Source organism: Paenibacillus amylolyticus (genome assembly GCF_050990605.1).
Taxonomy (GTDB): Bacteria; Bacillota; Bacilli; order Paenibacillales; family Paenibacillaceae; genus Paenibacillus; species Paenibacillus amylolyticus_H.
In genome coordinates this window covers 4,919,761-4,944,489 of the sequence record NZ_CP158832.1, presented here as the reverse complement: position 1 = coordinate 4,944,489, position 24,729 = coordinate 4,919,761, and the positions used below count along the sequence as shown (strand labels likewise).

General features: G+C 47.3%; 22 protein-coding genes and 1 pseudogene. 18 read left to right on the top strand and 5 right to left on the bottom strand.

All coding sequences use genetic code 11. The features are described 5' to 3' along the window. Positions 1–39: 39 nt before the first annotated feature. From ABTV53_RS21735 to ABTV53_RS21695, 9 genes are all read left to right on the top strand, one after another. Positions 40–300, top strand: coding sequence for an IreB family regulatory phosphoprotein (locus ABTV53_RS21735; RefSeq protein ID WP_036616950.1), 261 nt, complete (start codon positions 40–42; stop codon positions 298–300). A 125-nt stretch (positions 301–425) separates the two neighbouring features. Continuing rightward, positions 426–842, top strand: a complete 417-nt coding sequence (ruvX, locus tag ABTV53_RS21730; protein ID WP_062835871.1) for a Holliday junction resolvase RuvX — start codon at positions 426–428, stop codon at positions 840–842. Positions 843–854: 12 nt separating this feature from the next. After that, positions 855–1,154 (top strand): DUF1292 domain-containing protein, encoded by a 300-nt coding sequence (locus ABTV53_RS21725; protein ID WP_433746382.1) that lies wholly within the window; start codon positions 855–857, stop codon positions 1,152–1,154. After that, positions 1,155–1,469, top strand: coding sequence for a DUF1292 domain-containing protein (locus ABTV53_RS21720; protein ID WP_047844066.1), 315 nt, complete (start codon positions 1,155–1,157; stop codon positions 1,467–1,469). It abuts the gene before it with no gap. A gap of 75 nt (positions 1,470–1,544) precedes the next feature. Further along, positions 1,545–2,585 carry an endolytic transglycosylase MltG gene (gene mltG / locus ABTV53_RS21715; RefSeq protein ID WP_433746379.1) on the top strand — a complete coding sequence of 347 codons (1,041 nt, stop codon included), beginning with the start codon at positions 1,545–1,547 and terminating at the stop codon, positions 2,583–2,585. 14 nt (positions 2,586–2,599) lie between these two features. Then, on the top strand, positions 2,600–3,529 hold the full coding sequence (locus tag ABTV53_RS21710) for a peptidase U32 family protein (protein WP_433746376.1): 930 nt from the start codon (positions 2,600–2,602) through the stop codon (positions 3,527–3,529). 17 nt (positions 3,530–3,546) lie between these two features. Then, positions 3,547–4,875, top strand: a complete 1,329-nt coding sequence (locus ABTV53_RS21705) for a peptidase U32 family protein (protein WP_433746373.1) — start codon at positions 3,547–3,549, stop codon at positions 4,873–4,875. Between the two features lie 235 nt (positions 4,876–5,110). Continuing rightward, the gene (locus ABTV53_RS21700; protein ID WP_433746370.1) at positions 5,111–7,399 is read left to right on the top strand and encodes a methyl-accepting chemotaxis protein; all 2,289 of its coding nucleotides are present in this window, start codon (positions 5,111–5,113) and stop codon (positions 7,397–7,399) included. A gap of 148 nt (positions 7,400–7,547) precedes the next feature. After that, positions 7,548–9,359 carry a peptidoglycan D,D-transpeptidase FtsI family protein gene (locus ABTV53_RS21695; RefSeq protein WP_433746367.1) on the top strand — a complete coding sequence of 604 codons (1,812 nt, stop codon included), beginning with the start codon at positions 7,548–7,550 and terminating at the stop codon, positions 9,357–9,359. Here the strand turns inward: ABTV53_RS21695 and ABTV53_RS21690 are convergent. Further along, positions 9,338–10,534, bottom strand: coding sequence for an AI-2E family transporter (locus ABTV53_RS21690; protein ID WP_433746364.1), 1,197 nt, complete (start codon positions 10,532–10,534; stop codon positions 9,338–9,340). The genes ABTV53_RS21695 and ABTV53_RS21690 overlap by 22 nt on opposite strands. A gap of 172 nt (positions 10,535–10,706) precedes the next feature. Between ABTV53_RS21690 and ABTV53_RS21685 the strand changes: the two genes are divergently transcribed. Further along, complete coding sequence (locus tag ABTV53_RS21685; protein ID WP_433746361.1) at positions 10,707–12,110, top strand: polysaccharide deacetylase family protein; 1,404 nt, start codon at positions 10,707–10,709, stop codon at positions 12,108–12,110. 85 nt (positions 12,111–12,195) lie between these two features. On the opposite strand, the gene ilvD is transcribed toward ABTV53_RS21685, so the two are convergent. The 3 genes and pseudogenes from ilvD to ABTV53_RS21670 all read right to left on the bottom strand — a co-directional run bounded on the left by ilvD (position 12,196) and on the right by ABTV53_RS21670 (position 15,605). Continuing rightward, positions 12,196–13,881 carry a dihydroxy-acid dehydratase gene (ilvD, locus tag ABTV53_RS21680; protein ID WP_074096200.1) on the bottom strand — a complete coding sequence of 562 codons (1,686 nt, stop codon included), beginning with the start codon at positions 13,879–13,881 and terminating at the stop codon, positions 12,196–12,198. Between the two features lie 317 nt (positions 13,882–14,198). Then, a pseudogene (locus ABTV53_RS21675) lies at positions 14,199–14,441 on the bottom strand (KGG domain-containing protein); the annotation flags it as partial. 123 nt (positions 14,442–14,564) lie between these two features. Then, on the bottom strand, positions 14,565–15,605 hold the full coding sequence (locus ABTV53_RS21670; RefSeq protein ID WP_433746358.1) for an acyltransferase family protein: 1,041 nt from the start codon (positions 15,603–15,605) through the stop codon (positions 14,565–14,567). Between the two features lie 223 nt (positions 15,606–15,828). On the opposite strand from ABTV53_RS21670, the gene ABTV53_RS21665 reads away from it, so the two are divergent. From ABTV53_RS21665 to mgrA, 6 genes are all read left to right on the top strand, one after another. Continuing rightward, the gene (locus ABTV53_RS21665) at positions 15,829–16,794 is read left to right on the top strand and encodes a sugar kinase (protein ID WP_433746355.1); all 966 of its coding nucleotides are present in this window, start codon (positions 15,829–15,831) and stop codon (positions 16,792–16,794) included. A gap of 88 nt (positions 16,795–16,882) precedes the next feature. After that, positions 16,883–17,548 (top strand): bifunctional 2-keto-4-hydroxyglutarate aldolase/2-keto-3-deoxy-6-phosphogluconate aldolase, encoded by a 666-nt coding sequence (locus ABTV53_RS21660; protein ID WP_105407210.1) that lies wholly within the window; start codon positions 16,883–16,885, stop codon positions 17,546–17,548. Between the two features lie 93 nt (positions 17,549–17,641). Beyond that, a complete protein-coding gene (locus ABTV53_RS21655; RefSeq protein ID WP_433746352.1) occupies positions 17,642–18,406 on the top strand; it encodes an alpha/beta fold hydrolase in 765 nt (254 codons plus the stop codon). Between the two features lie 64 nt (positions 18,407–18,470). Then, positions 18,471–19,238 (top strand): HAD family hydrolase, encoded by a 768-nt coding sequence (locus ABTV53_RS21650; RefSeq protein ID WP_433746349.1) that lies wholly within the window; start codon positions 18,471–18,473, stop codon positions 19,236–19,238. Positions 19,239–19,511: 273 nt separating this feature from the next. Next, positions 19,512–20,252: an NAD-dependent protein deacylase gene (locus ABTV53_RS21645; protein WP_433746346.1), complete on the top strand. Its 741-nt coding sequence runs from the start codon at positions 19,512–19,514 to the stop codon at positions 20,250–20,252. A 78-nt stretch (positions 20,253–20,330) separates the two neighbouring features. After that, entirely contained in the window at positions 20,331–21,338 is a 1,008-nt protein-coding gene (gene mgrA, locus ABTV53_RS21640; RefSeq protein ID WP_433746343.1) for an L-glyceraldehyde 3-phosphate reductase, read from the top strand. Positions 21,339–21,421: 83 nt separating this feature from the next. On the opposite strand, the gene ABTV53_RS21635 is transcribed toward mgrA, so the two are convergent. Further along, a complete protein-coding gene (locus ABTV53_RS21635) occupies positions 21,422–22,396 on the bottom strand; it encodes an AraC family ligand binding domain-containing protein (RefSeq protein WP_433746340.1) in 975 nt (324 codons plus the stop codon). Between the two features lie 153 nt (positions 22,397–22,549). Here ABTV53_RS21635 and ABTV53_RS21630 point away from each other — a divergent pair, with 153 nt between their 5' ends. Together ABTV53_RS21630 and galE are read left to right on the top strand one after the other, a co-directional pair. Continuing rightward, a complete protein-coding gene (locus ABTV53_RS21630) occupies positions 22,550–23,731 on the top strand; it encodes a galactokinase (protein WP_433746337.1) in 1,182 nt (393 codons plus the stop codon). Between the two features lies 1 nt (position 23,732). Next, positions 23,733–24,722 (top strand): UDP-glucose 4-epimerase GalE, encoded by a 990-nt coding sequence (gene galE / locus ABTV53_RS21625; protein ID WP_017686840.1) that lies wholly within the window; start codon positions 23,733–23,735, stop codon positions 24,720–24,722. Positions 24,723–24,729: the final 7 nt, after the last annotated feature.

Genomic DNA, 24,729 nt, shown 5'->3' with positions numbered 1-24,729 from the left:
ACATGGTCCCCATGTTCATGCAGGAGCGAGGTGTCATCAATGGACTCCATGGATAAGACGGTTAAATTTAATGTGAAAGGTGACGAACAGGAAGCATCATCCAAAGAGATTCTTCTCACAGTATATGATGCATTGGTCGATAAGGAGTATAATCCGATCAACCAGATTGTTGGGTATCTGATTTCCGGAGACCCGGCATACATTCCTCGTCACAACAACGCACGTAGTCTGGTCCGTAAAAAGGAGCGCGATGAGCTGATTGAAGAGCTTGTACGTTCCTATCTGGCCAATCACCGGTAATGTACGCCGATTCCGCTGTATTGCAGCCATGCAGGCAGCGGGAAATGAACCGACAGAAGACAGCCTGAAGCTTGAGAAGGCGATGTTGAATCGACCTGAGCAGGCCCCAGGATGGGAGAGCATGGATGAAAATATTAGGTTTGGATTATGGGGACCGAAGAATCGGAGTTGCCGCGAGTGACGCCTTCGGTTGGACTGCCCAGGGATTGGAAGTGCTAGAACGCCGCCGTGATGAAGGCGAGTTCGCTCGGATTGCCGAACTTGTGCGTGAGCATGAGATTAGTGAGATCGTAGTCGGACTTCCCAAAAACATGAACGGCACCGTAGGTCCGCGCGGTGAGATATGCATTGCTTTTGCCGAACGCCTGCGGGATGAACTGAATTTACCTGTTCACCTTTGGGATGAACGGCTGACAACCATGGCAGCAGAACGTACGCTGATCGAAGCGGATGTCAGTCGAAAAAAACGCAAGCAGGTTGTGGACAAAATGGCCGCAAGCTTGATTTTGCAAAATTATTTGGATGCCAATAGTAGAAGGTGAGGGGGATCAACAATGGCTGAAGATCAACTGGGTATGGAAGAAGAAGCGGAAATTATTTACATTGCGGATGACGAGGGTAATGAAGAGGAATTCGAAGTCATCATGAAGTTTGAAGTAGACGGTTCGGAGGCCAAGTATATGATGGTTGCTCCGGTTGAACCTGAAGATGGCGAAACGGATGTATATGCATTCCGTTATGAAGAAGAGGGCGAAGATATCAAACTTTTCGTCATCCAAGATGATGCCGAGTGGGATATCGTCGAGGAGACGTTTAATACATTTCTTGCTGAAGATGAAGAGGAAGCGAACTAAATGACGGAATATAGCCGCAAAGACCTGAAATGGACAGATTCACTGCGTCTGGCATTCGGTGCTCATGTTGAGCTCGAGGAAGAGAACGGTAAATCACAACCGTATGACTTGCTGGCTGAGTTCGAAGTGAACGGTCAGCAGTACGCGGTGCTCCGCAGTTCGTTGCGACCTTATGACGAGGTTGAACTTCTGCGAGTATCACCTGGAAGTGAAGACCAGATCATGCCAGAGTTAGTTACGATCGACGATGATGATGAGTGGGAGAACATCTCGGAGCTTTATGATGAATGTACTCTCCCCATTGACGAAGATTAATCAGCTTCAAATTGAAGAAACCGGGAGGGCGGAGAAGTCCGCTCTTTTTGGTTGTGTAAAGGAGTTGTTTCTTTTTTGAAAGGGAAAGCAATAGTAGTCATACTGCTTATCATTGTAGTTCTTGGTGGAGGCGCAGGCGGTTATGTATGGAGTATGATGCGTCCCATGGAAGCTTCTGCAGAACCGGTCGTATTTGAGATTAAGAGTGGATCGGGAACATCAAAAATCGCGGATCAGCTTCAGGAAGAAGGCCTTATTCGAAGCGGGTTAACCTTTAAAGGATATTTAAAGTGGAAGAAACTAGGTTCCAATTTCATGGCGGGTACATATTCTATGAATCCTGGCGTGACGTATGATGAGATTGTAAGCAAGCTGAGTAGTGGTGAAGTTGTACCGGAGGAAATGGTGAAATTTACGATTCCGGAGGGTTATACTGTCCTGCAAATGGCGGGCAAGCTTTCTTATGAGCATGTTTTAGATCGGGATGAATTCATCAAGCTGGCCAATGATCCTTCGGCCTTCGATGTAGCTATCATCAAAGATATTCCAGTGGATGAAGAACTTCGCTACGTATTGGAAGGATATCTGTTCCCGGAGACGTATGAACTGAAAAAGGGAAGTTCAACGCATGATGTGATGCAGCGGATGCTGGAAGAATTCCAGACCAGGATTAATTCAATTCCTGATTTGGAAGCCAAGTTGCAGGAAAAGAACCTTTCCCTGCATGAACTGCTGACGATTGCGTCTCTGGTGGAGAAAGAAGTTGTGGTGGACGAGGAACGTGCTCTGGTTGCAGGTGTAATCTACAATCGGATCAATCAGGATATGAAGCTGGAGATTGATGCTACCGTGCAATATTTGCTCGACAAGCCGAAGGAGCGATTGTTTTACAAGGATCTAAAGGTGCAAAGTCCGTATAATACGTATCTGAATAAAGGTCTGCCACCAGGTCCAATTGCCAGTCCAAGTATTCCATCGATTGAAGCTGCGCTAAATCCGGAAGCTTCGGAGTATCTGTTCTACGTGACGAAAAAGGATGGCTCATCTGGACATTTGTTTGCCAAAACGTATAAGGAACATCAGCAAAATATAGCCAAAAGTAAGGCTGCGCAATAAGCGGAGGGGATTATATGAGTAAGAAACATGAACTGCTCGTTACAGCAGCGAATGTGAAAGAGGCAGAAGTGCTGTTCCAGGCTGGAGCAGATGCTCTGGTTATTGGAGACGATCGATTCGGCATGCGTCTTCCAGGTAGCTTCAGTGTGGAGGAGACAGCAGAGGTGGTTGCCATTGCGGCCAAACATCAGGCGCATGTGTATGTATCCATGACGAATCTGATGTCCAACGAGCTGTTAAAAGAATTACCTGAATATGTTCAAGCGCTTGGCAGAATCGGTATTGACGGTGTGGAATTTAATGATCCATCCGTACTGGCTACCATGAAGGAATATGCGCCACATGTGAAGCTGCACTGGAATGCGGAGATGACTTCAACGAACTATGCAACGGCCAACTATTGGGGAACCAAAGGAGCGAGTCGCGTTGTGCTTGCCCGTGAGTTGAATATGGACGAGTTGACGGAGATGGTTCCTTTTCTCAAGGTGGAAGCTCAGGTTCAGGTACATGGCATGACGAATATATATCATTCCAAGCGCAGCCTGGTGCAAAGTTATATGGCTCATCAAGGACGACCGGTTGAGGGACACCTGGGTAAAGAACGTGGATTGTTTCTGATCGAGGCTGAACGCCGGGATGAGAAGTTCCCGATCTATGAGGACATCAATGGCACACATATTATGAGTTCTGAGGATATATGTATCCTTGAAGATCTTCATCTGTTGATGGAGGCGGGTGTGCATAGTTTCAAAATTGAAGGCATGTTAAAATCACTTACCTACAATGAAGCGGTTGTACGTGCATATCGGACAGCGATTGACAGTTATGTAGCCGATGCTGATGCATATGCGTTCTCCGAAGAGTGGTTGGATGAAGTACGGAAATTACAGGACCCTGAACGTGAATTGTCGTTTGGATTTTTCTATAAAGAACAAGTGTATTAATAGACGAGGTGAACAGAATGGAAACAGTGGCGGTACAGCGGAAGTTCTCGGGTAAACGTAACCGTCTGGACAAACCGGAGCTGTTAGCTCCGGCGGGTAATCTGGAAAAACTGAAATTTGCGATCCATTATGGTGCAGATGCCGTATATATCGGTGGACAGGCCTATGGACTGCGTTCCAACGCGGATAACTTCAGCTTTGAAGAGATGCGTGAAGGTGTGGAGTTTGCCAAAAAGTATGGAGCCAAAGTGTTTGTAGCGACGAACATCTATGCACATAATGAGGATGTTGAGGGGATCGAAACATACCTGCAAAACCTCTATAATGCGGGGATCTCTGCGATCATCGTAGCTGATCCGGCTATTATTGAAGTAGCCCTTCGTGCTGTGCCAGGCCTTGAGGTACATCTGAGTACCCAACAATCCACACTCAACTGGCAAGCCGTGAAGTTCTGGAAAGATGAAGGACTCCCGCGAGTTGTTCTCGGACGTGAGACCAGCTTTAAAGAGATTGAAGAGATCAAGGCCAATGTGGATATCGAAATTGAAGCCTTTATTCATGGGGCGATGTGTTCCTCGTATTCCGGACGTTGCGTGCTCTCCAATCACTTTACGGATCGGGACTCCAACCGGGGTGGCTGTTGCCAGTCTTGCCGCTGGAAGTATGATTTGTTCGAGGATGCGAGAGAAGATACGGTGTGGGTCAGCGAAGAGGACATGCAGTTGAAGGCACCTGCGCCATTCAAACTAGGTGAGAACCAGCTTCCTCTGTTCCAGGAACAGGATAATTCCTTCTCCATGGGATCTAAGGATCTGTGCATGATTGGCCATATTCCCGAGTTGATTGATGTGGGTGTGGACAGTTTCAAGATCGAAGGACGTATGAAATCGATCCACTACGTGGCAACTGTGGTTAACGTATACCGTCAAGCCATTGACACCTATATGGCAGACCCGGAGAATTATGTTCTGAAACCTGAATGGGTTGAAGAAATGAACAAAGCGGCGAATCGCCCGCTAAATACCGGATTTTTCTATGACACACCAGACCATGAAGATCATATCTATGAACCGGAAGAAAAGGCTGTACCTTTTGACTTCGCTGGATTGGTTATGGGATATGATGCCGAAACAGGAATGGCAACCATTCAACAGCGCAATCACTTCAAACCAGGGCAAGAAATCGAATTTTTCGGTCCGGGAGGTCACTTTTTCAAACAGGTGGTCGGCGAAATACAGGATGAAGAAGGCAATGTTCTAGATGCGGCCCGTCACCCGTTGCAACTGGTTAAAATGAAGGTGGATCAGCCGGTTTCGTATTTCGATATGATGAGAAAAAAGAAGTAGGCTCAAATACCTACATTGTGCCAATATTGTATTATGATTTAACAAAATAGTGTTATGGAATTTACATTTGGGACCTCCGTTTATCGGCAGATGGGGGTCTTTTTTTTATAGAAAAATAGGAATAAAGTTGTAAAATATTTCTGGAAAGTGAAAGGGGAACGAAGAAATCTGTCGAATACTACATATTTATAGGGGAGAGAAAGAAAAATCCAACAAGTAAATTACTGGCAGGTGAATGGGATTGGTTCAAAAGAAGCAGAAAGACAGTGGGGAGCAAGTGACAAAAACTGAGCAGGTTAACCCTGAGCAGGTTCAGAAAGTGAAGAAAGAAAAAGCAGTCAAAAGCAAAACGACAGGTAATGGCAAGAGTAGGTTCAAGATTGATCGTAGCAAGCTCAAGTTGGGCTGGATCAAGACGGATTGGGTGAAGAAACAATTCAAAAACAGGGATTGGAAAAACTTTGGAGGTTCTTCTTTTCAACAGATTAAGAAGGCAAATCCGGTTAAATCCGTAGGGGTTAAACTGTTCTTGATCTTTTTTGCGGGAATTATGATTTTTGTAGTGAGTTTAGGTCTATTATCCTATTCAAAAGCCAAGGGTACGATAGAGAAGAATGCGTCTCGTGCCAATCAGGAGACGATTGATCAGACCAAACAAAAAATGGACATTATTTTGGAGAGATTTGTGGACACATCCACACAGATTTTCTTTGATCCGGAAATGCAGTCCTTGCTGCAAAAGATGTCAGATCAAAATCTGACTGCGTATGATACATTTGTGAACTCAAGTTCAATCAACAAGCAACTGTCCAATGTTGCATTTACAAATAAATCTATGGAAGCGATTTATTTGGTGCCTACGGACGATACAAAGTCCATTATGGGTACGGGCAACAACAGTTCATCCATGGGCAGCATTCGTCAGGAAGCATGGTACAGTGAGTTGATTGAGGCGGGCGGTTATCGCTGGCTTCCAACAGAGATCGAGGAAGATGGCTCAACCCCAACGTTCAAAATTGCACGTTCCATGAAAAATCTGCAAGGGACTACTCAGTCGTATGTTCTGGTAATTGAACTAAAACTGGAAGTCTTGGAGGAGCAATTGAAATCGCTTGATCTGGGGCCAGGAGCTGTTCTTCAATTGATTGCTCCGGATAATAAAGTGGTTGCATCCTCGATCTCGGATCGTACGGGACAAGATACAGACCTTGCATTTGTCAAAGAGTTGACCGAACCAGCTGGTAGTACGAATACGAAGTATCAGGTAGATGGCAAATCCACGGAAATGCTGGCTGTATACAGTACGATGGATACATCCAATTGGAAACTGGTTGGGATGATACCTACCTCTGTTTTGGTTCAGGATGCAAAAGGTATTCTGACCCTGACCTTGTGGATGGCGCTGATTGATGCGGGCATTGCAGTATTGATCGGGGTCTGGATGGTGCGTATGATCGCTCGTCCACTCGGCAAATTGAAAGACCTGATGCAGGAAGGTTCTAAAGGTAATCTTAAAGTTCGTACACCATACAGCTCCCAAGATGAAATCGGTCAGCTCTCGACCGCATTCAATCTGATGATGGAGCAGATCACAAAGCTGGTTGAACAAACGAATCGTTCTGCACAGGAAGTATTAGATACAGCCTCTGAGCTGAGCAGTGCATCCAAGAAAACGGCTGTATCTGCTTCGGAGATTGCCGTAGCCACAGAAGAGATCGCAGGCGGTGCAGGCAGTTTGGCAACGGAAGCAGAACGTGGTAATGAATTAACTGACAATATCTCTCGTCAGATGCAGAGTGTAATTGCTGCTAATGAACAGATGGGTGATTCTGCTCGTCATGTAGAGAAATCCAGTCAGACAGGAACACAACATCTGAATCAGTTGATGACCAAAACCCAGAAGACAGAAGAAATGATTGGGGCCCTGGTGAATAAGGTGGATTCGCTGAAAGAGAGTACGTCCTCTGTTCTAAAAGTGCTTGAAGTGCTGCAAAACATAACGAAACAGACGAATATTCTTTCCTTGAATGCGACGATTGAAGCAGCACGTGCTGGTGCAGCCGGACGCGGATTCATGGTGGTGGCTGATGAGGTTCGTCAGCTTGCGGCTCAATCCAGACAATCCATTGAGATGGTTGGGGAGATTACAGACAAAATCATGGCTGAAATGAATGAGACCGTGGAGGCATTATCTGCAGCCTATCCGTTATTCAAGGAACAGATGGATGCGGTTAAGGACACCAACGTCATTTTCGCTTCCGTACAGGAACAGATGGGTGCCTTTGTGGAACGGTTGGGGATGGTGACAGGTTCTATTGGAGATTTGAACAAATCTCAAGGTACGTTGTCTGAAGCGATGAGCAATGTCAGCGCTGTAGCTGAAGAATCTTCTGCAACGTCTCAAGAAGTAGCTTCCTTGAGCAGTGAACAGCAAAATATCAGTAACCAGCTGGTCAATCTGTCTGGCAAGCTGGAGAATGTGTCCACTGAACTGAAAGACACTTTGTCACGCTTTACGGTGTAACAAAAAAATAAAAGCATGTCCGTGGAATTGCGGATTCATATTGCCGAGAAGCCTGTCCCCTACATGGGACAGGTTTTCTTGTTGTTTACCGGATAATTCTAAGCCGTATCAGCAATAATATGTCAAAACGATAAAAGGTGAGATTGGGATGCATCTTCTTGCGAAACGGCGAATCTATTTCATTTGTATTTTTCTAACTCTTATCTTTGGATTGCTTATATTACGATTGGGATGGGTCCAGATCGTTCAGGTAAATCGGACTATGCCTGGATTCCACCGAACGTTACGTGAAATGTCTGTATTGCAGCGTGAACGCGGGGTGATGCTTGACCCAGGACGGGGACAATTTACGGATTACAAGGGTGAGGCTTTGACGGGTAAGCTGCAATGGGGCATGGTCCTTTATCCGCAGGCAGGACCATTAGAAAAATTACGCAAGCTAAGAGCAGTAGAAGGCTCGGAGATGAAACAGTTGGCAGCTATATTACATACCGATCTGGAACAATTGAAGAAGGAATGGAATCAGGAAAGTGTACCTCATTTCTGGACAGCAGGTGCACATCAGCCTGTTCATTTGACCGCTGCTCAGGTGGAGCGCCTACGTAGTTTGCACCTGCAAGAAGCTGGCATCTATCCGATGATGACAAGGTATCTTCCGGGGCATACAGGAATGCAGTGGATGGGTTATCTGGCTGAACAGCCTGAGTCCTCCAAAGTTCTAACTGGGCATCAGGATGAAGTAAGACATCCATTTGCCATGAAATCAGGAGCAGCTGGATTAGAGAGGACACTTGAACCCCTTTTAAGGGGAATAGGCCCTACGCTCGTATCACGCATGGTCTCGGGTGGTGGAGAGATTATCCCTGATATTCAGCCGCACGTCATTGCACCGGCCAATAGCCATTATCCTTTACGTGTAGAAACCACTGTGGATGCCCGGTTGCAGCGTGGGCTGGAGCAGTTGACGGAAGAATCCGGATTACAAGAAGGGGCCGTGGTTGTGTTAGATGCCACTAACGCAGATGTTCGCACCATGATCTCCCGCCCTTTCTATCAGCCGCAACATGTGGACCCCAAGCAATCGGCCTGGGGGAATCGTGCAGTACAGGGAGCCGTGCCGGGTTCCATTTTCAAAATTGTCACTGCCGCTGCCGCTTTGGAGTATCACGCAGTTTCTAACAGAGAAAAATTCCATTGTGGTGGTGAGTACGGAAGATATGGGCTGTCTTGCTGGAAGGAGCATGGACATGGAGACCTGAATCTGGAGCAAGGATTCGCTGAGTCTTGCAACACCGTATTCGCGGAAACGGCGCGCAGGCTTAGTATGGAGCAACTGGAGAACACAGCTGATCGTCTGGGACTCACGCGTCCGATTGGCTGGGAGGGGAAGCAGGTGGCAGGAATGCCCGTGTTACGACACTTTGATCATGAGGATCACGGGCGTGTGAGAACAGAGGCTGTTTCTTCTGGTGATGAAGGTGCGAAAATACAGACAGCTATCGGTCAGCGAGATGTCTTGGTTACACCGCTGCAAGCCGCCAATTTGATCGTGACACTTTTGCATGACGGAAAGGTTAGTGCCCCACGTCTCGTAGAGCGCATCCGGTATGCGGATGGTGGCGTCATGCTGGAGATGCCCTTGCACGATGCCCCTTCAGCAGCAGGACAGATTGCTCCCGCAACAGCGCATAAATTGTTATCCTGGATGAATAAGGTAGTTCGTGAGGGAACAGGAAAATCCCTGCAGCGTGCGCAGTGGCATGTTGCAGGGAAATCAGGCACAGCTCAGGTACAGAAACATGGGGAGAAGCGTAACAATCAATGGTTCATTGGTTATGGACCGATAGAACAACCCAAGTACGCCGTAGCTGTTCTTGTCCAAAATGTCTCACCCGACAGCCATCACCAGGCGACGGCTCTCTTTAGGAAGGTGATGGACTATTTGGCTGGGTCTTCGTGATCCTTCGCAGGAACAGGTGTATGAATTACAGACTCGGCAGAACTTGCTGAGGCCGTGTTAATCGGTGGGTCCATGACCAACGGAGAGGATTCAAATTCATCTTTTGGCAGGTGAATCCACTTTTGCAGGTACCCTTGTTGTAACAGTTCTTTCAGAAGGATCAGAAGCACTGGAGATAACACTACACCTGCCAGGCCAAAGATCGAAAGGGAGATCAGCATAAACGAAAGCATCAAGTACGCCGAAGATACACCAATCGAGTTACCCGATATTTTTGGTTCCAGCAATTGTCGTGTCAGCATTGTCACTGCAAGAATCACAATCAGGCCGATGGCCAGGCTACTATTGCCTACAATGAACAAGTAGACGACCCATGGAATGAATATAACAGGAACGCCAAGCAATGGTACCAGATCAAAAACCGCACAGATCGCTGCAATTGTAAAGGCGTTAGAGGTTCCCAAAATCAACAAACCTGCATAAATCAATACAAAGGTAATGAGCATCATGATCATCTGTGCCTTCAGATACGAGCGGATCGTCTTGAACACGTGATTACGCATGAATTCAATAGCTAACTTTAATGTTTTTGGCGTTTTCGCACGGGCGAACTTGCGCCAGGATTCGATCTCGATACTGAGGAAAAATGCCAGAATAATCGCAATTCCGAAGTTCGTAATAAATGAAGAGAATGAACTGAGGAAACCTACAACGAATTGCGCTCCGCTCGTTACCCATTTGGACAGGAAGCCGGTCAGTGTTGCAAAATAATCATTCGCTTTATCCATAATCCCATCAGGGAGAGCGTCTGACTTGTCCTGAATGAATAACACCAGATTGGTAAACTCACGCTGTATCATTTCAATGTAACCCGGGAAATTATCTTGAAGATTGGAAATTTGTGAAATGATAATCAAGCCTACCCCAAAAAAGGCAGCGACAATCAAAGCAAGAAACAACAAGACGGAGATGGCGGCTCCAAGTGTCTTGGGCAATCCTTTACGATGTAAAAATTTGGCCAGCGGTTCTATCATCCAATACACAATGAATGATAGAAAGACCGGTGCAGCCACTTGGTATAATTGACTGAAACCGTACATGATCACATACACGGTTAATACGAGCAACGCGATGTCAAAGACAGTTCGTCCGTATTTTTTATAAAGCGGTAGCATGGACATGGCTCCTTTGATGACAATAATTAGATTGTATTTATTGTACACGATAGCTATCTTTTTGGGAAAACAGGATTTAAGAAAAGTATGAACTATGATAAAATTAAAGGCGGTTTATTTTAGATAGTGCCATAGTGCACCGTAATTCAGCATGAAGTGGGGAGCTTGCATCATGACAACGATACTTCATAGTATTTTACTGTGGTTATTGTATCTTTCATCTTTTTACGCCTTTATTCCAAGTTTGATTAGCAGGCTTTTCGGTTTTCGTGTATTCAGAAGGGGAAAAAGTGATACACAATTTGCATTAACGTTTGACGATGGGCCAGATCCACATTATACGCCGAGACTGCTCGATCTGCTTCGTCAGCATCAAGCCAAAGCAACATTTTTTGTTGTTGGAGAACATGCTGCGAGTCATCCTGAACTCATTCAGCGCATACATGACGAAGGTCATCTAATTGGCATTCATAATTATATTCACAAGACGAACTGGCTCATGCGGCCACGTACTGTTCGTGACCAGATTCAGCGAACAGGTCAGATTATCCATGAAGTAACCGGCCTGAAGACTTGTTATTATCGTCCACCGTGGGGGATTATGAATCTGTTTGATTTTTTCAGCAAGAAAGAACGAAAGATTGTTCTGTGGTCCTCCATGTTTGAAGACTGGAGAAGCCGAGTAGGTGCCCAGAGATTGACCGAACGGATGCTGAAGGAACTGAGAGGTGGAGAGGTCATGCTGCTGCATGATCGAGGAACGACCCTTGGTGCTGATGCACACGCGCCGGAGCAGATGCTTCAGGCGCTGGAAGTCGTATTACAGGAAGCTGAACGGTTAGGCCTGCAAAGCGTACGCGTTGATACGTTGATGGGAGGTGTTACAGTGAGCGAATCTCGGAAGAAGAATCAACCACATCATACGTTGAAGTTATGGAAGCGAATCGTTGTTGCCTTATGGCTGGGCTGGGAGAAGTTGTTTCACTGGGTATATCATCTGCGGACGGCTTCGCCAGAAGATCCCATGTTACACTTTCGATCTCGTGTATACCACGGAGCACGAATGGAGATGAGCGATGGCCATGTCATCCAAAACGGAGATCCGGTCATTGAACTGCATTTTGACAATCAGAAGTTGTTCGAACTTGGGGTGACTTCGCGTTCCAGTATGCATTTGGCTATTCGCATGATTCGGACGATGGAACAGCAATTGCCGGATTTGGCACGCATGGTGGCACTCGAACCTGAGTTACGCTCCGCCAAAGCCATATACGGTGTGAGTATGATTAACAGAGGTCCGGAAAAATTCGGATTTACCATACAAGAATTGCCCCCTGGACCGTTCAGTGCTGCATCCAAAGTATACCTGAAACTGCTCTTAAGTGTGATTCATCCCGCTGGAACCAAACGTCTGAAACAGCGTGCAGAACAATTGGTACCCAAGATGATTGCCATGCCGCTGGATCTACTGTTGGAACGTTACGGTCAAAATAAAACGCAGGTCGCAGCAACGGTAGAGGAATCCAGAGATGAGTCGTTGTTAATCGACCAAGAGATACTGCCAGAGCGGAACTAAACGGTCTAATCACATCATATAGCAAACGAAAAGGGTTGCCCTTCGCCGGATTTGGCAGAAGAGCAACCCTTAATTTATTAGTGACTTAGATACTCAGTACGCCACCGTTGCTTGCATTGGTAACCAGTTTGGAATAGCGAGCCAGGTAACCGGTTTTTACTTTCGGTTCAAAGCCTTTCCAACCTGCGCGACGACGTTCAAACTCTTCGTCACTGATGTGCAATTCGATGATACGGTTGTTCAGATCCAGCTCGATGATGTCTCCTTCTTCAACAAAGGCGATTGGACCACCTTCAGCTGCTTCCGGAGAGATATGTCCGATACTGATTCCGCGGGATGCGCCAGAGAAGCGTCCATCGGTGATCAGACCAACTTTGGCACCGAGCCCCATACCTACGATCTGGGAAGTAGGAGCCAGCATCTCAGGCATACCTGGTCCGCCTTTTGGTCCTTCATAACGGATAACAACAACATGTCCTTCTTTTACTTTGCCGTTAGCAATGCCTTCGAGCGCTTGCTCTTGGGAGTCAAAGCAGATGGCAGGACCTTTGTGGTATCCACCAACCGAAGCATCAACTGCACCAACTTTGATGATAGCGCCTTGTGGTGCAAGGTTACCAAACAATACAGCCAGGCCACCTTTTTCGGAATGTGGGTTATCCAGATGGTGAATGACATTTGTATCCTGAATTTCTTTTCCTTCAACATTCTCACGGATGGTTTTACCAGTAACCGTAATGCAGTCACCATGAATCGCGCCTGGTTTCTTGAGCAATTCGTTCAGCACTGCGCTTACGCCGCCTGCATTGTGGACGTCTTCGATGTGAAGATCGGAAGCAGGTGCAAGTTTCGCCAGATGCGGAACGCGGTTAGCTACTTCATTGATACGCTCAATTGGATACTCGATGCCTGCTTCATGAGCCAGTGCCAGCGTGTGCAGTACTGTATTCGTAGAGCCACCCATCGCCATATCCAGTGCAAACGCGTTATCGATCGCTTCTACAGTAACGATATCACGTGGCTTCAGGTCCATTTTAATAAGTTCCATCAGTTGTTTAGCGGATTGTTTAACAAACTCGCGACGCTCAGGAGCAACAGCCAGGATGGTTCCGTTACCTGGCATAGCCAGTCCCATCGCTTCAGCCAGACAGTTCATGGAGTTTGCAGTAAACATACCGGAACATGATCCACAGGTTGGACAGCCAAACTGTTCAAGCTCAAGCAAACTCTTATCGTCGATTTTACCTGCTTGATAAGCGCCTACGCCTTCAAATACAGAGGTCAAGGACAGAGCTTTACCATTGCTGTCACGACCGGCTTTCATCGGTCCACCGCTGACAAACACGGTAGGGATATTACAGCGGAGTGCACCCATCATCATGCCGGGTGTAATTTTATCGCAGTTCGGGATACATACCATGCCGTCGAACCAGTGAGCAGATACAACGGTTTCCACGGAATCCGCGATAATGTCACGGCTTGGCAGCGAGTAACGCATACCAATGTGTCCCATGGCAATACCATCATCTACTCCGATGGTGTTGAATTCGAATGGAACGCCACCGGCTTCACGAATAGCATCCTTTACAATTTTACCGAATTCCTGAAGGTGGACGTGGCCGGGCACGATATCGATGTATGAGTTACATACGGCAATAAACGGCTTGCCGAAATCCTCTTCTTTAACGCCCGCTGCGCGGAGCAAACTCCGGTGTGGTGCACGGTCAAAACCTTTTTTGATCATATCGGAACGCATCTTCTTGGCTGACATGGTGTATTCCCCCCAAATATATAATATTGAGCAACATGAATGGAAAAGTAAATGGCAGTGCATCTGTCGTTTAATTTCATCCGTACTCTAAAAAAAAGGACCGGCATGCCGGTGTCGAGCTCCCCGTAGTTTGTGAAATTCTTTGCTGCTTTAAACCCGTGAACACCCGGTTTTTCTATTGAGTCTATCACAACCGTCGTCATATTTCTACAATCAATAGAAAGAAGCCTCAAACCATTTTCATGGAATTAGACTTCTTGATTTGCGGGAAAGCTATGATCATGTTTCGATGTGGCGAGCGGAATTCATTAGTTGCTTCCGCCTTTGCGTCCAATCTCACGATAGAATTCCTTATTATGAGTTTCGGAGGTTGCTTCGCCGCCCTTGCGACCAATCTGCTTGTAAAAGTCAGTGTCATGGGCATCTGAGGTCGCTTCTCCACCTTTTTTTCCAATCATCTGGTAGAAGCTTCGATCATGGTTCTTGGAAGTGGCTTTGCCACCTAATCTGCCAGCTTCCTCACGGCTCATCTTGCGTTCTGACGTCGGTTGACGTGCCATTACAAATCACTCCTTACAACGATAAGTTGTTTTTTGTAGCGCGTATCCCTAATTTACCACCTTATTTCCAGCCTGAAACAACACACCAGGATAGAATCGATGGTCAAGAGCTCCGTCAGAGCATTAGGCCGACCGTTTAAACACATCATGCCAATGGAAAGAAAAGCGGGATATATCCGGTTCAATTAAGGGTTTGAACGTGTGACGTACAGCCGGCAGAGCCAGTGTGACTGCAAAGAGTACGGCGATGACAAGTATGACTGGAATATAAGCCGAGCTTCCTATATAACTGTAGACTCCGGACCAGATCGCGAGACGAACGAGAAAACCATGCAGCAGGAAAACATAGAGTGTGCGCCGTCCAAGGTCCGTCAGTCTGGAAGTCAAGGAAGGTACCCAAGCCAAGAACAGGGCTGCCGATGCGATTTCCAGCAAGTAGACGCCAAGTCGGAAGATGCCGGCATACCATTCGTGGTGGCCCAGTTCGGCGTATGTCATGCTGCCAAGTAACCACCCCGATGAAATATTCAAACCGCCATACCCGATCCATACCAACAGTGCAGCGGAGAGGATGGCTGCCGTTCTTCGCCCCCAACCGGATAATAAACGAGAGCGAATGGATGCTCCGTAGTCATAACCGATAACAAAGAACGGCAAGAACACAAACGTACGGCTGAAGCTGAGCCAGAACCCGTCGATGGACAAATACCCGGCTATTACACCGAGCGCTATCGATCCAATCAGCCGATATATCGGTTTCCAGGAAATCGTCAGACGAAGCAACAGTCGCCAACAGAAATGACTCGCGAGAAACCATAACAGCAAGTAAGGTGCAAAGAAGGATAATCGCATATCGGGTGTATGGAAGACGGTAAAGTCCATTAATGCGTATAAGGACTGAAACAGTACATATTGTAAGGCAATCTGCTTCAGGACATTTCGCCCAGAGGCACCTTGAAGTGAGTGTGTCGCAAAATACCCGGTTACCCATACGAAGAGTGGCATGTGAAACGTATATATCCACAGGAACAGAGCTTCCGCGCCTGCAAAGCGTGTGATGAGTGGTTCCAGTGCATTACCTGCAAGAACACAGACGATGAGCATAAATCGCAGATTGTAAAAGAAAGATTCCTGATCATCCCGGATCAGTGTCTGTTTTTTCATGGTGTAGCCCCCTTATAGACCCTTATTCCAAAGGTCATTTGCATCTGTAATAAGGGTAATATGGATGTACATTCTCTATTGTGATTTAATTCACAATAGTAAGCGTTATCTTTTATCAAAGCTGTGACAACAAAATGAACGCCACGGGATTGACAACGGTTGCATAGAGGATGACAATAGTAACAGAAGATGAGGGAATGTAAATATAAGGAGGGAAGAAATCATGTCAATGAGTCCCAATCCAAGCCCGGAAATTATTACGTTTGGGGAGAGTATGGGTTTGCTGACTGCCAAGGATACAAGAGGGCTGGAATATGCAGCCACACTGGACAAGTCGTTTGGGGGTGCCGAGAGCAATTTGGCTATTGGTGTATCCCGGCTCGGGCATACGAGTGGCTGGTTTGGACGTTTGGGCAATGATCCGATCGGCAACATGATTCTGAAAGCCATTCGCGGTGAAGGCGTAGATGTATCCCGGGTAAGGTTGAGTGATCACGAGCCCACTGGTTTGATGATTCGTGAGAACGCTTCCGGGAAAGCCTCGGTGCATTATTATAGGAAGCTATCTGCTGCAAGTGCGATCACACCTGATGATCTCGATCCCGACTATATTGCCGGGGCGAAGATATTGCACGTTACGGGTATAACGGCAGCGATAAGTCCGTCCGGACTTGCAACGGTAGAGGCTGCCATACATATTGCCAAACAGGCAGGGGTGAAAGTAAGCTTTGATCCAAATCTGCGTCTCAAACTATGGTCAGCGGATGAAGCACGCCCCGTATTACTACGTTTAGCTGAACTGGCGGACTACTTTTTACCGGGTCTGGACGAGATGAAACTTCTATACAACGAAGAAAATGATCAAAAAGTACTTGAGCGTTTATCTTCCATGAATGCTGTGTGCATCGTGAAGGGTGGTCCTGATTTGACCTACGTATTGGCGAATGGTACCCTAACGGAAGTTCCGTACTTTAAGGCGGATTATGTTCTGGATACGGTAGGAGCAGGAGATGGTTTCTGCGCGGGATTTTTATCGGGTTTGTTAAAAGGGTACTCCCCACAGGAAGCAACCCGTCTCGGAAATTTGACCGGTTCCATGGTTATACAGGCTGTTGGCGATTGGGAGGCGCTCCCGACGTGGGGGCAGGTCGAGGCCAAGCTGAACAACGTTGCCCATGTTGAGCGCTAGTCGCTGCTGACATCATATATGGCTCATCTTCGTTCTTAAATGTAAGGCTTGTATACACAACCACCACATTGACAAGGGAGAGAATGAAATGAAGAAGCTTCAGCTGTTGCAAAAGATTACGGACAATGGGGTTGTTGCAGTCCTGCGTGCAGATTCTGCCGATCAAGTCATTGCCATGGCCGAGCAAGCGATTGCGGGTGGCATTAAAGTTATCGAGATTACGATGACGGTACCCAGCGCCCTCAAAGCCATTGAAAAATTAAGCCGTGTATACCATTGGAACACACAAGATCCAGAGAAATTTGCGATTATTGGTGCGGGAACAGTGCTTGAACCGCAGACGGCGAGAGCAGCGATCATGTCGGGTGCCGAGTTTGTAGTCGGACCTTCCCTGAACCCGGATACGGTTCAGATCTGCAACCTGTATCGAATTCCGATTCTGCCTGGTGTGATGACGATTGCTGACGTTCAGCGTGCATTGGAACTTGGTGTGGACATTGTGAAGTTGTTCCCAGGAAACCTGTATGATCCTTCGATTATCAAAACGATGAAGGGCCCTATGCCGCAGGCGAATTTTATGCCAACTGGCGGGGTATCCTTGTCTAATCTGGGGGATTGGATTAAGGGTGGGGCAGTCGCTGTAGGCATCGGCTCTGACTTGACATCGGAAGCTGTGAAGACGGGTGACCTGAGTCATGTCCGTCGCAGAGCGGAACAATATATGGATGCTTACCGCAAGGCCAAGGCTGAATAATATTTTTTAATTCGTAGAAGGGGAGCCTGATGGACAAAGGCTCCCAATTCTGTGAGCCGCGGCACCTGCGGAAGTGAAGAAAGGTGATTAACGTTGAGAAATCGGTATAATACAGGGCGCAAGAAGAGGGGCATCGGGAAATTCCTGCTCGTACTTCTGGCGCTCATTGTCATTGGATGTGGATTTGTTGCATGGAAATTATTCACACCCTACGGTCCCCAGGAAACAGCTCAAACGGCCATGGAAACAGCCGATCAGGTGACCGTGAGCGAACAAGAGAACTGGATTGATTTTGTGCCAGACAAACCGACTGGGGAAAGTGTACTCTTCTACCCTGGTGGACTGGTAAAACCGGAAAGTTATGCACCACTTGCGCATGAGTTGGCCGCTGCAGGTCATCACACGATTATTGCCAAAATGCCAGTCAACCTCGCAGTGCTCAAGCCGAACTTGGCAGATGAGATTCTTGCCGCCTATCCAGACGAACAATTTGTTATGGGTGGACACTCTCTCGGCGGGTCGATGGCTGCACGTTATGCAGCCGCACATCCTGATGCACTTCAGGGTATCTTCTTTCTGGCATCCTACCCGGATGAAAAAGGAAGCGTAATGACACTGGGGATACCTGCCTTATCCATTCTGGGTACTAAAGATGAGGTTGTGAATATGACCAAATATCAGAGTGGACGTATGTATCTTCCAGAAGACACGGTATATTATACCATTGAAGGTGGAAATCACGCCCAGTTTGGTGATTATGGTCATCAAAAAGGAGATGGCGAGCCGGAAGTGAGTGGGGAAGAACAGCTGAATCAGACCGTCAAGACAGTTCTGGCCTGGTTAAGTACCATCAAGTAGATTTGGATTATTCTGCATTAAGGGCTGTATGCATTTATAACATAACTTGATGGAGGTGATACGGATGACGATGCTTCAAGTGCATGGAGCACAGATCCCGTGTAAAGGTATCCTGTTTGATAAAGATGGTACACTGCTCGAATTTCTCCAGCTATGGGGGCCGTGGGCAGAGACATTGCTTGATCAGTTGCAATCACGTATGAATGAACTTGGAGCTTCATTTACGGTAGAACTGGAGCATGTCCTGGGCACCATTCATAATGCAGAAGGTCACATTGTCGGCTATGATCCGCAAGGTCCGCTGGCCATTGCGACTGTGGATGAGTGCACGGGATTGCTTGCCGGTCAGCTATATGCAGCAGGCATGCCATGGAATGAAGCGATCACAACGATACGCCAATTTTCAAGTGTAGCCATGCGAGAGGTTAGGCAGAGGAAACTGGCTGAACCGATGCCAGGATTGCTGGCCTTCTTGCAGAGTTGCAGGTCGGCGGACATACCACTGGCAGTTGTCACTTCAGACAGTACAGCGGCAGCAGAAACACATCTGGATTGGATGGGGGTTCGTTCCTTTTTCACCTCCATTGTGGGTTGTGATCGGGTGACCCAGGGCAAACCGGATGCAGAAGCAGCACTCTTGGCTTGCCGTGAATTACATATCGATCCAGCGGAAGCCGTTGTCATTGGAGATAGTAATGGGGATATGCAGATGGGGCGGCACGCAGAGGTATCCTATACGCTCGGTTACTGTCAACAATCAGATCAAGGATCCCACCTGGTTGATGCCCATGCCATTATTCGTCATTATAATGAGATAAGCGTGATTGTATAAGTCACCATTTAATTAGCTGAACGATATGAATTGATTTAAACATTTACACGAAGCGGAGAGGACAGAAATAACCTGAAGAAGTGGAACGTTCGTCTAAAAGCTTTCTAAAAGAAAGCTACATCGGAAGCATTTGCTATCCCCGGATTTACCCTTTATAAAAGGGATCAAAAAAATCTGGGGATAACAGCGATTGGAAGGTTGTTCTGTCATCGGAGTGGTCAGTGTAAATAGTCTTTAGTTCAATTTATATAGTAAATAAAAGGAGGAGAGAGGATGAACGCAACTGAACAACTGGCTGCCTGGATTCAGGAAAGCTGCCGTATTGTTTTTTTCGGGGGAGCCGGGACTTCAACGGAAAGCGGGATTCCCGACTTCCGCTCGGCTGCGGGTCTGTATCAAACGGAGCAGCATTCGCCTTATCCACCGGAAGAATTGTTAAGCCGGCATTTTTTTGATCAACATGCCGATATTTTTTATGATTTTTATCGAGGTAAAATGCTTCATCCAGATGCTGAACCGAATGGATGTCATCGACTATTGGCCCGTCTGGAGCAGGAAGGAAAACTTCAGGCAGTGATCACGCAAAATATCGACGGACTGCATCAGAAGGCAGGCAGCAGCAATGTTTTTGAACTTCACGGCTCAATTCATCGTAATGCCTGCATGGATTGCAAGCAGTTTTATGCGCTGAATGATATTATACAATCCCAAGATACCGTACCTCGCTGTACCACATGCGGTGGTGTAATCAAGCCGGATGTAGTGCTGTACGAGGAGGAACTGGATCAGACAACATTGTATCGTTCCATTGATGCACTGTCTTCTGCAGATCTGTTACTCGTGGGAGGTACGTCACTGACGGTATATCCAGCAGCCCAGTTAATTACGTATTTTCAGGGAAAACATACGGTTCTTCTTAACGCCACACCTACTGCCTATGACCGTAGAGCGGATTTACTGATTACACAGCCGATTGGCGAGGTAATGAATCATGTGGACCAGCTTCTTGGTTGAACGTATGTACTGAATAACCGCCTTCTCCGGTATAGACCGGATACAAGAGGCGGAACCTGGGGAAAGAAGGGATTCATAATGGTCTACGTAGCAAGCGATACTCGCTATGAAACGATGAAATATAACCGCGTTGGACGTTCAGGTTTGAAACTGCCAGCGATTTCACTGGGACTGTGGCATAATTTTGGCGGTATCAATAACGCTGAGAATGGCCGTAATATGATTACCCGATCATTTGATCTGGGCATTACACATTTTGATCTTGCCAACAATTATGGCCCACCGGCAGGTTCGGCAGAGCAGTTATTTGGACAGGTACTGGCCCAGGATCTGAAACCTTATCGGGATGAACTGGTGATCTCCACCAAAGCGGGATATTATATGTGGCCCGGGCCGTATGGCGAGTGGGGTTCACGCAAAAATCTGGTATCCAGTCTGAATCAGAGCTTGAAGCGTATGGGCCTGGAATATGTGGATATTTTCTATTCACATCGTTATGATCCGGAAACGCCTTTGGAAGAAACGATGATGGCACTGGATCATATTGTTCGCTCGGGCAAAGCCCTGTATGTAGGGATCTCCAACTATCCCGCAGAGCAGACGAGACAGGCTGCCGAAATTCTGAAAGGTCTGGGTACGCCCCTGTTAATCCATCAACCGAAATACTCGCTGCTGGACCGCTGGATTGAAGATGGTTTGCAGGACGTGCTGGATGAGTATGGAACAGGCAGTATTGCATTCTGTCCATTGGCACAAGGTGTGCTCACGAACAAATACTTGAATGGTATCCCGGAAGACTCACGTGCCAAAGGACCATCGGTATTCCTGAATGAGAACAACATCTCTCCAGAGACGCTCCGCAAAGTGCGTGCGCTGAACCAGATTGCAGCAGCCCGCGGTCAGAGTTTGGCCCAATTTTCACTCTCATGGGTACTGCGTAATGGCAGGGTAACTTCTGCGCTGATTGGGGCAAGTCGTCCTTCCCAGATTGAAGAGAATGTGGCTGCGCTCAGTCAGCTGGATTTCTCTACAGAGGAATTGGAACGGATTGAATCCATTCTGTCTCCGGAGCCTGATGACAAATAAATAAAGTGCAAAAGGTGCATCTTAGCCATAATGGCGGAATGCACCTTTTTTTGTCGTATATGATTCTTTGTCCGTTAAGTTGCTCACCGTTTGTTTTGTTGTGCATTCTTCTGTAAACCCTGGTGTAGTGGGCGGGACAGTATTTTCTCTCGATACAAGCTGGGTGCTTCACCGTGAAATCGTTTGAACTGTTTGGAGAAATACAGCGCGTCTGGCAGTCCCACTGATGCAGATACCTGTTCGATGGACAGATCCGGTCGTTCTCTCAGGAGTTGGCGCGACTTGTCGATCCGCAGTTTTAGCAGATACGTGACTGGCGAAAGTCCGGTTTCCTGTTTGAAAATACGGGATAGATAGGCCCGGTTGTATCCAAGACTCGCAGACATTTGCTCAATGGAGACAGGATAGGCATATTGGGTAGACATATATTGAATCATCTGTTTCACCGTACGTCGGATGGAGGATTCACCGGGAATTAAGGTTTGCCCCTGCGAAAGGTGATTCTGTGCTTCGGCTAGAATCATATATAACGTACCCAATGATATGAAATGGGAGCTTTCTTTGCGCTCGGCAAAAGCATCCTGCATCACGGATAGCCAATTGGATATTCCACAAGAGGTTCCGGCATGAAAAACGGACTTCTCCGGGCGGAATCCCGCCTCATCGGCATGCTGGGCAGCCTGGCTGCCTGTGAAGGCGATCCAGCGGTATTGCCATGGGTTGCGTGCATGTGACTGGTAGCTCACCAGTTGCCCGGGATGAATGAGGAAACAATCACCTGCGGATAACTCGTAGGTGTGCAGTTCGGTACGGAACGTACCCGCCCCTTTTTCTACATAATGGAGCAGATAATAATCAAACAATTTAGGTCCGAGGGCGTGACCCGGAAGGGTCTGGCTTGCCCCGGCAAACAGGACATGCAGTGTGCCTTGTTCATAATAGACAGGATTGGAGGCAACCGAATAACTGAGTGCTCCGCTTTTACCGGAAGGTGATTCCTGTATTTTTTCGTTAGAAGATGCAAGGGATTCTTTCTTGGCGTTGAATTGATCTGACATGGTCGTTTCCTTCTTTCCGGGATGCTCTGATCATTATACGCCTTAAGGTCACATTTATCCATATGAAACACACATGGTTGCATTACAAGAGGCACCGCTTTCTTATATAATAACATTAAGAAAACCACAACAACGAGGCGAGGTGCACCAGCAGTGAACGTAACTGAATTGAAACAAAAGTTTATTGAGAAGTACGGAGAGAGTGGAGCGGACATCCGTGTATTTCATGCCCCTGGGCGTGTGAATCTGATTGGTGAGCACATTGACTATAACGGTGGATACGTGCTTCCGGCAGCACTTGAATTTGGAACAACATTGATCATTCGTGAGCGTCAGGACAACAAGTTGCAACTGGCATCCACGAACATGTCTTATGAAGGGGTACTAGACACTTCGTCCATCGGTAAGGAGAAGACCGGAGAATGGACCGACTATCCTGTTGGTGTCATGGTTGAACTGCAAGGCAAAGGCTTGAAGGTAACGAAAGGGTACGACTTTCTGTACCATGGGGAGATTCCGAACGGGGCAGGACTTTCATCATCTGCATCTCTGGAGGTACTTACCGGATTCGCGATGCAGTCTCTGGAGGGCGTGTCGGATATTGATACGGTACAACTGGCGCTTCTGTCCCAGAAAGCGGAAAATGAGTTCGTAGGTGTCAACTGTGGAATCATGGATCAGTTTGCTGTCGCAAACGGTGCCCAGGATCACGCGATCCTGCTGATGTGTGACACACTGGAGTACGAAAAGGTTCCTTTCCGTACAGGTTCCTACAAATTGGTCATCGGTAACACAAACAAACGCCGGGGGCTGGTGGATTCGGCTTACAATGAACGTCGCTCCCAATGCGAGCAGGCACTTGCCATCTTGAAGGAACAGCTGCCTGCACTGAATTACCTGGCTCAATTGACGCCAGAGCAGTTCGTAACACTACAGGATCAGATCAAGGATGAGAAAGTAAGACAGCGTGCACAACATGTTGTGGAAGAGAACGCTCGTGTGCTCGCATCGGTGGAAGCATTGCAGGGTAACGATCTGGAGACCTTCGGCAAGCTGATGAACGCTTCTCATGAATCGCTTCGTGACTTGTACGAAGTAAGCTGTGATGAGCTGGATGTTATGGTTGAAGAAGCTCTGCGGATTCCAGGCACGCTTGGTGCTCGGATGACTGGCGCAGGATTTGGCGGTTGTACCGTATCACTTGTGCATGAAGATGATGTCGAGCGTTTTGTAAGTGAAGTTGGCGCTGCATATGAAGCGCGTACCAGTCTCAAAGGTGATTTTTATGTGTGCGGCGTAGGTGACGGTGTTAAAGAATTGAAGGAGGCGAAGTAAAATGGCAATTTTGGTAACAGGTGGAGCAGGGTATATTGGATCTCATACGGTAGCAGCATTGTTGGAACGCGGGGAAGAGGTTGTTGTACTGGATAACTTGCAGACAGGGCATCGTGAGGCGTTGCTCGGTGGTAAGTTGTATGAAGGGGATCTGCGTGACAAAGAAATTCTGGCGAAGCTGTTCGCTGAAAATTCAATCGATGCAGTCATTCACTTTGCGGCCAACTCACTCGTAGGTGAGAGTATGAAAGACCCGGTTAAATATTATGACAACAACGTATTTGGTACACTCTGTCTGCTGGAAGCGATGAATGCAGCGAACGTACGCCGCATCGTCTTCTCCTCTACAGCAGCTACCTATGGTGAGCCTGAGAAAGTGCCAATCGAAGAGAGTGATCGTACAGAGCCAACCAACGTATACGGCGAAACAAAGCTGATGATGGAACGCATGATGTCATGGTTCGATAAAGTTCAAGATATCAAATACGTTTCCCTGCGTTACTTCAATGCAGCCGGTGCTCATGACAGCGGTAAAATTGGTGAAGATCACCAGCCAGAGAGTCATTTGATTCCACTTGTACTGCAAACAGCATTGAAACAACGCCCGCACATCGCTGTGTTTGGTGACGACTATGCAACAGAAGATGGAACATGTATCCGTGACTATATCCACGTGAGCGACTTGGCTGATGCGCATCTGCGTGCAGTAGATTATCTTCGCAAAGGTGAGAACAGTAATGTGTTCAACCTGGGTAACGGCACAGGATTCTCGGTAAAACAAGTGATCGAAACAGCGAAAAAAGTGACTGGTCTGGATATTCCGGTTGTACAGGAACCACGTCGTGCAGGTGACCCGGCTGTTCTGGTAGCTTCATCTGCAAAAGCGAGATCCGTTCTGGGCTGGAATCCGAAATGGACCAATCTGGAAGATGTCATTCAAAGCGCTTGGAGCTGGCACCAATCACGTCCTGACGGCTACGGAAAAAACTAGGAGGCGA

Coding starts and splice junctions, on each gene's coding strand:
- ABTV53_RS21660 (WP_105407210.1), top strand. CDS start 16,883: ATGAAGAAGCTTCAGCTGTTGCAAAAGATTACGGACAATGGGGTTGTT.
- ABTV53_RS21705 (WP_433746373.1), top strand. CDS start 3,547: ATGGAAACAGTGGCGGTACAGCGGAAGTTCTCGGGTAAACGTAACCGT.
- ilvD (WP_074096200.1), bottom strand. CDS start 13,881: ATGTCAGCCAAGAAGATGCGTTCCGATATGATCAAAAAAGGTTTTGAC.
- ABTV53_RS21685 (WP_433746361.1), top strand. CDS start 10,707: ATGACAACGATACTTCATAGTATTTTACTGTGGTTATTGTATCTTTCA.
- ABTV53_RS21670 (WP_433746358.1), bottom strand. CDS start 15,605: ATGAAAAAACAGACACTGATCCGGGATGATCAGGAATCTTTCTTTTAC.
- ABTV53_RS21665 (WP_433746355.1), top strand. CDS start 15,829: ATGTCAATGAGTCCCAATCCAAGCCCGGAAATTATTACGTTTGGGGAG.
- ABTV53_RS21700 (WP_433746370.1), top strand. CDS start 5,111: ATGGGATTGGTTCAAAAGAAGCAGAAAGACAGTGGGGAGCAAGTGACA.
- mgrA (WP_433746343.1), top strand. CDS start 20,331: ATGGTCTACGTAGCAAGCGATACTCGCTATGAAACGATGAAATATAAC.
- ABTV53_RS21645 (WP_433746346.1), top strand. CDS start 19,512: ATGAACGCAACTGAACAACTGGCTGCCTGGATTCAGGAAAGCTGCCGT.
- ABTV53_RS21735 (WP_036616950.1), top strand. CDS start 40: ATGGACTCCATGGATAAGACGGTTAAATTTAATGTGAAAGGTGACGAA.
- ABTV53_RS21695 (WP_433746367.1), top strand. CDS start 7,548: ATGCATCTTCTTGCGAAACGGCGAATCTATTTCATTTGTATTTTTCTA.
- ABTV53_RS21690 (WP_433746364.1), bottom strand. CDS start 10,534: ATGCTACCGCTTTATAAAAAATACGGACGAACTGTCTTTGACATCGCG.
- ABTV53_RS21650 (WP_433746349.1), top strand. CDS start 18,471: ATGACGATGCTTCAAGTGCATGGAGCACAGATCCCGTGTAAAGGTATC.
- ABTV53_RS21725 (WP_433746382.1), top strand. CDS start 855: ATGGCTGAAGATCAACTGGGTATGGAAGAAGAAGCGGAAATTATTTAC.
- ABTV53_RS21710 (WP_433746376.1), top strand. CDS start 2,600: ATGAGTAAGAAACATGAACTGCTCGTTACAGCAGCGAATGTGAAAGAG.
- ABTV53_RS21720 (WP_047844066.1), top strand. CDS start 1,155: ATGACGGAATATAGCCGCAAAGACCTGAAATGGACAGATTCACTGCGT.
- ruvX (WP_062835871.1), top strand. CDS start 426: ATGAAAATATTAGGTTTGGATTATGGGGACCGAAGAATCGGAGTTGCC.
- ABTV53_RS21635 (WP_433746340.1), bottom strand. CDS start 22,396: ATGTCAGATCAATTCAACGCCAAGAAAGAATCCCTTGCATCTTCTAAC.
- galE (WP_017686840.1), top strand. CDS start 23,733: ATGGCAATTTTGGTAACAGGTGGAGCAGGGTATATTGGATCTCATACG.